The 5,900-nt window shown below is 65.3% G+C and carries 5 protein-coding genes; 4 read left to right on the top strand and 1 reads right to left on the bottom strand.

The features are described 5' to 3' along the window. Window positions 1–421 precede the first annotated feature (421 nt). The 4 genes from AC1VAN_RS08660 (at window position 422) to AC1VAN_RS08675 (ending at window position 4,439) form a co-directional block, all read left to right on the top strand. On the top strand, window positions 422–2,494 hold the full coding sequence (locus tag AC1VAN_RS08660) for a ribonucleotide reductase N-terminal alpha domain-containing protein (RefSeq protein ID WP_480985635.1): 2,073 nt from the start codon (window positions 422–424) through the stop codon (window positions 2,492–2,494). A gap of 113 nt (window positions 2,495–2,607) precedes the next feature. Next, window positions 2,608–3,648, top strand: a complete 1,041-nt coding sequence (locus AC1VAN_RS08665; protein WP_032975312.1) for a ribonucleotide-diphosphate reductase subunit beta — start codon at window positions 2,608–2,610, stop codon at window positions 3,646–3,648. Between the two features lie 13 nt (window positions 3,649–3,661). Beyond that, window positions 3,662–4,141, top strand: coding sequence for a flavodoxin (locus AC1VAN_RS08670; RefSeq protein WP_032975359.1), 480 nt, complete (start codon window positions 3,662–3,664; stop codon window positions 4,139–4,141). Further along, window positions 4,113–4,439 (top strand): thioredoxin family protein, encoded by a 327-nt coding sequence (locus AC1VAN_RS08675; RefSeq protein ID WP_032975313.1) that lies wholly within the window; start codon window positions 4,113–4,115, stop codon window positions 4,437–4,439. Before AC1VAN_RS08670 ends, AC1VAN_RS08675 begins: the two co-directional genes overlap by 29 nt. A 93-nt stretch (window positions 4,440–4,532) precedes the next feature. On the opposite strand, the gene AC1VAN_RS08680 is transcribed toward AC1VAN_RS08675, so the two are convergent. Then, entirely contained in the window at window positions 4,533–5,864 is a 1,332-nt protein-coding gene (locus AC1VAN_RS08680) for an Nramp family divalent metal transporter (protein ID WP_480985636.1), read from the bottom strand. Window positions 5,865–5,900 lie beyond the last annotated feature (36 nt).

Raw genomic sequence — 5,900 nt, forward strand, 5'->3', positions numbered from 1 at the left:
GGCCGCGCACGTGCAACACGGCATCCTGCGACCGATGGTCGCGTTGGCGCGCGATCACCGCATCTTGTGTTGACGGCTCGGAATATCCCCACTATGTTGTGGCTGTCACTCCCGGTCAGCCGCCGCCGCCGGACATGCAGCAAACGTCCCGCGGCCCGCCCCTGAAGGCTTGCCGTGTCGACGCGGCCGCCACCGTGCGGACGCAGGTCGCCCCCACGGCCCGGATACCGGCCGCAGGCGCAGGCAGATGCCGACGACCTGTGTTCCCGCCCCTTGGCACTTCACCCGTTCGCCCCGTGCGCCGGTATCGCGTGCAGGGCCGCCATGGCATCGGACGCCGACGCGCGCACGAGCCTGGAGTTCCACCACCATGACCGACAGTACCTTCCGCGTGGCCGACCTGGCCGGCGCCGGCGACGCCATGCGCGCCAGCGGCGAGCGCGTGCCGACCTGGATCACCAAGGAAGCCGGCAATCGTCGCCTGCCGTTCGATGCGGCGCGCCTGCTGCGCAGCATCGACACCACCCACGCCGACCTGCCGCAGCTGGATGTGGCCGACTATCGCCGCGTGGTGCTGGCGATGGTCGAACGCAAGCCCAGCATCAGTGCCGATGATCTGGTGGATCTGCTGATCCGCGAAGCGGAATCGCGCGTCGACCTTGTCGCGCCGCAGTGGGAACAGTTCGCTGCACGCCTGTATCTGCGCCGGCTTTACAAGCGCGCCAGCCGCAACCGCTTCTACGATGTCAGCCTGAAGTACGGTTCCTACGTGGGCCTGCAGGAAAGCCTGGCCGACCGCGGCATCTACAGCAATGACATCCTGCGCTGCTATTCGAAGGAAGAGCTGCAGCAGGCCGGCGAGATGATCGACCCCGAGCGCGATCGTCTGTTCGCCTACAACGGGCTGTACCTGCTGGCCACGCGCTACCTGGCTACCGATCGCAGCCGCGAGGTGTATGAGCTGCCGCAGGAACGTTGGCTGACCATTGCCCTGTACCTGATGCAGAACGAGGGCGGGGCTGGTGAGAGCGGCCGCGTGCGCCGCATGCAGCTGGTGGGCGAGGCGTACTGGGCGTTGTCCAACCTGTACATGACCGTGGCCACGCCGACCCTGGCCAATGCCGGCAAGGTCGGCGGCCAGCTGTCGAGCTGCTTCATCGACACGGTGGACGACAGCCTGCAGGGCATCTATGACTCCAACACCGATATCGCCCGCGTGTCCAAGCACGGTGGGGGCGTGGGTGCGTACCTGGGGTACGTGCGCAGCAGTGGCGCGCCGATCCGCGGCGTGCCCAACTCGTCCGGCGGCGTGGTGCCGTGGATCAAGCAGCTCAACAACACGGCGGTGTCGGTCGACCAGCTCGGCCAGCGCAAGGGTGCAGTGGCGGTGTACCTGGACATCTGGCACCGCGACATCGAGGCGTTCATGGACCTGCGCCTGAACAACGGCGACCAGCGCCTGCGTGCGCATGATGTGTTCACCGCCATCTGCGTGCCGGACCTGTTCATGGAGGCCGTCGAGCGCCGTGYCGACTGGTACCTGTTCGATCCGCACGAGGTGAAGCAGGCCAAGGGCTGGTACCTGCAGGATTTCTACGACGAGAAGCGAGGGCAGGGCAGTTTCCGTGACCGCTACGCCGAGCTGGTGGCCGACGAACGCATCAGCCGTCGCACGGTGAAGGCGATCGACCTGTTCAAGCGGATCATGCTCAGCCAGCTGGAAACCGGCAACCCGTTCCTGTTCTACCGCGACGAAGTGAACCGGAAGAACCCGAACAAGCATGCGGGCATGGTCTATTCCAGCAACCTTTGCACCGAGATCCTGCAGAACATGAGCCCGACGCGGATGATCCAGGAGATCGTCAGCGGCGACCAGATCGTCACCACCCGCCGCGCGGGCGACTTCGTGGTCTGCAACCTGTCGTCGATCAACCTCGGCCGTGCCATCACCGCCCCCGAGGATCTGCTGGCCAAGGAGAAGGGCAGCTATCCGATGTTCGCCGGCAGCGACTGGCACAACGGCAACTATTTCCGTGACCGCGATTACAGTGGCGCGGCCTGGGACAGTCTTGCGCGCGAGGTAGCGACCAACGGCCTGCGCAATGGCTGGCTGCTGGCGGTGGCGCCGAACATGAGCACCGCGCAGATCGCCGGCTCCACCGCGTCGATCGACCCGATCTACAGCGCGTTCTACTACGAGGAAAAGAAGGACTTCCGGCGACCGGTGGCCGCGCCTGGCCTGTCGCTGGACACCTGGCCGTACTACGAGAAGGGTGCCTACAAGGTCGACCAGTTCGCCAGCGTGCGGCAGAACGCACGCCGCCAGCGCCATGTGGACCAGTCGATCAGCTTCAACCTGTACGTGCCCAGCACGATCCGCGCCAGCACCCTGCTGGAGCTGCACCTGAGTGCCTGGCGGGAAGGGTTGAAGACCACCTACTACGTGCGCTCCAACGACATCGACATCAGCGAATGCGAGTGGTGCTCGAGCTGATCGCTGCGCTCCAACCGCGGTAGCGCCGGGCCAGGCCCGGCGAGCGCAGCGCGCGGCCACCGCACCTTACCTTCCGCCGGGCATGGCCCGGCGCTACCTCTGCAGGAAAGACCATGGCAACACCCCTGGACCGCATCAAGATCCTCGAACCGCGCCACCCCAACCGCAGCACCGGCATCATCAACGGCCGCACCAGCGGCATCCTCAACTGGAAYGACATYCCSTACCCGTCGTTCTAYCGCGCCTACAAGGAGCTGTCGACCAACTTCTGGATCCCCGACGAAGTGGACATGAAGGTGGATGCACGCCAGTACGGCGAGCTCAACGCGCGCGAGAAGAACGCCTACGATTCCATCATCGGCCTGCTGGCCACGCTGGATTCGCCGCAGACGCGCTTCATCTACAACGTCGCCGAGTACATCACCGATCCGGCCGCGCACGCCAACGCGGCGATCATCGGCCAGCAGGAGGTGATCCACAACGAGAGCTACAGCTACGTGCTGGCCTCGATCACCGACCTGCCCAACCAGAACCGCATCTTCGAGATCGCCCGCACCCATCCCACCATCATCAAGCGCAACGCGCCGATCATGGGGGCCTATGACGATTTCATGCGCGAGAAGACCGCCGAAACCCTGCTGAAGTCGTTGATCCAGTCCTCGATCCTGGAAGGCATCAACTTCTATTCCGGCTTCGCGTACTTCTACAACATGGTGCGGCAGAACCGCATGAACGGCACCGGCAAGATCATCAGCTTCATCAACCGTGACGAACTGGCCCACACCAAGTTCATCAGCGAGCTGATCCGCGCCATCATCGGCGAGAACCCGGAACTGCAGACCAACGAGCTGACCGCCTACGTGCACCAGTCGTTCGAACACGCCATTGAACTGGAAACCCAGTGGTCGGCGGAGGTGCTGGATGGCATCGATGGCATCGACGTGGACGAGATGGTGCGCTACGTGAAGTACCGCGCCAACAAGATGGCCGGCATGCTCGGCATCGAGCGCCTGTACAGCGACACCGCCGACAACGTGATGCCGTGGATCAAGGCCTACGCCGACAACTTCACCGAGACCAAGACCGACTTCTTCGAGATGCGCAATGCAAGCTACAAGAAGACCAACGTCGACAACGGCTTCGACGACCTCTGAGCGCGGCCCGGCGCTGCGCATCCTGATCGTGGTGGCGTCGCTCAGCGGCAACACCCGTGAGCTCGGCCGCCACATCGCCGCGCGTTGCCGGGCCGCAGGCCACGCCGTGCACTGGCAGGAGGCCGACGACCTGCGCCAGGCCCCGCCGTTGCCGGTGGACGAGGCTGACCTGGTGCTGCTGGGCTGCTGGACCGACAACGCCGGGCGCACACCGTCGGAGATGAAGGCCTGGGTGGCAGGCATCGCCGAGCGCGGCCAGCGGCCGCGGCAGGTGGCGGTGTTCGGCACCGGTGAAACGCAGTGGGGGCAGGAGTACTACTGCGGTGCGGTGCACCGGCTGATCCGCTATTTCCACAGTGGCTACCCGCCGCTGGAGATCGAACAGATGCCACATGGCCGGCGGCATGCCGCGGCCATCGATACCTGGACCGATGCGGTCCTGGATCACTACTGGAGTACCACCGATGCAGATCATCGACGCCACCACGCCTGAGCAGTTCCAGCAGTTGCTGGCCGACCATCCACGCGTGCTGGTGGACTTCCACAAGGACCAGTGCCCGGGCTGCCGGATGCTGGACATGTCGCTGCAGCGGGTGGCCAGCGGCACTGCAGGGCAGGGCACGACCCTGCTGCGGGTGCAGCTGGAGGTGGTGGGCGAGGCGTTCTTCCGCGAGCTGGGCCTGCGGCAGACCCCTACGTTGTCGCTGTTCCTGGACGGTGACGAGCGCATGCGCATGCCGGGTTTCCAGTCGCCGCAGCAGATCGAAGCGGCCATCGCGGAGTTYCTGTAGCGCCGGTAATGCCACATCCACGCATGGCGTGGATCTACTGCAGGTCGCCAGCGGTAGCGCCGGGCAATGCCCGGCGGATTCCCACCGCGCGGATCAACCGGCTGCGAACGTATCCACCAGCAGCTTCACGTTCAGCACCACGATCACCAGCGCGATCACCCAGGCGATGCCGCCGAGCCAGCGCGGCGCCACCAGCGCGCCCATCGTCACCTTGTCGGTCACGATGCGTACCAGCGGGATGATCGCGAACGGCAGCTGCATGGACAGCACCACCTGGCTCAGCACCAGAAGCTTCACCGCGCCCTGGTCGCCGAACAGCATGATGACCACCACCACCGGAATGATCGCCAGCGCGCGGGTGATCAGCCGCCGCAGCCACGGCGGCAGGCGCAGGCGCAGGAACCCTTCCATCACGATCTGCCCGGCCAGTGTCGCGGTCACCGTGGAGTTCAAGCCGGAAGCAAGCAGTGCCACTGCGAACAATGTCGAGGCCAGGCCGACGCCCAGCATCGGTGCCAGCAACTGGTGCGCCTGCTCGATGTCTTCCACATCGAAGCGGCCGTTGGCATGGAATACCGCCGCCGCCAGGATCAGGATGCTGGCGTTGATGAACAGCGCCAGGGTCAAGGCAAAGGTGCTGTCGGTCACCGCCCAGCGCAGCGCGCTGCGACGGCCTTCATCGGTGCGTGGATAGGCACGGGTCTGCACGATGGAAGAATGCAGGTACAGGTTGTGCGGCATCACCGTTGCACCGATGATGCCGATGGCGATGTACAGCGCATGCGGATCGGTGACCACCTGCGCGCGCGGAATGARACCGCCCAGCACCTGCATCACCGGCGGCGCGGCCAGCGCGATCTGCACCATGAAGCAGCCGAAGATCACCAGCAGCAGTGCGATCACGAAGGCTTCCAGCGCGCGGAAACCGCGGTTCATCAACAGCAGCACCAGCAGCGTGTCCAGCGCGGTGATCACCGCGCCCCACAGCAGCGGCAGATCGAACAACAGTTTCAGCGCGATGGCCGTGCCGATCACTTCGGCCAGGTCGCAGGCGATGATCGCCGCTTCGCACAACGCCCATAGCGCCAGGTTCACCGGCTTGGGGTAGCGCGCACGGCAGGCCTGCGCCAGGTCCATGCCGGTGGCGATGCCCAGCCGTGCCGACAGCGCCTGCAGGATCACCGCCATCAGGTTGGAGATCAGGATGACCGACAGCAGCAGATAGCCGAAGCGTGAGCCACCTGCGAGATCGGTCGCCCAGTTGCCCGGATCCATGTARCCCACCGACACCATGTAGCCSGGGCCCAGGAASGCCAGCAGCCGGAACCACCAGTGGCCCTTTTCGGGTACGGCGATCGACGCGTTGAGCGCACCCAGGCTGGCCGCGGTGGAGGCCGGAGAGTCGGTGGGCGCGACAGTGTTCATGGCTGCCAATATAGCCACTGCTATATCGCATAGCAA

It is taken from the genome of Stenotrophomonas sp. 05L44_2, from assembly GCF_056665995.1.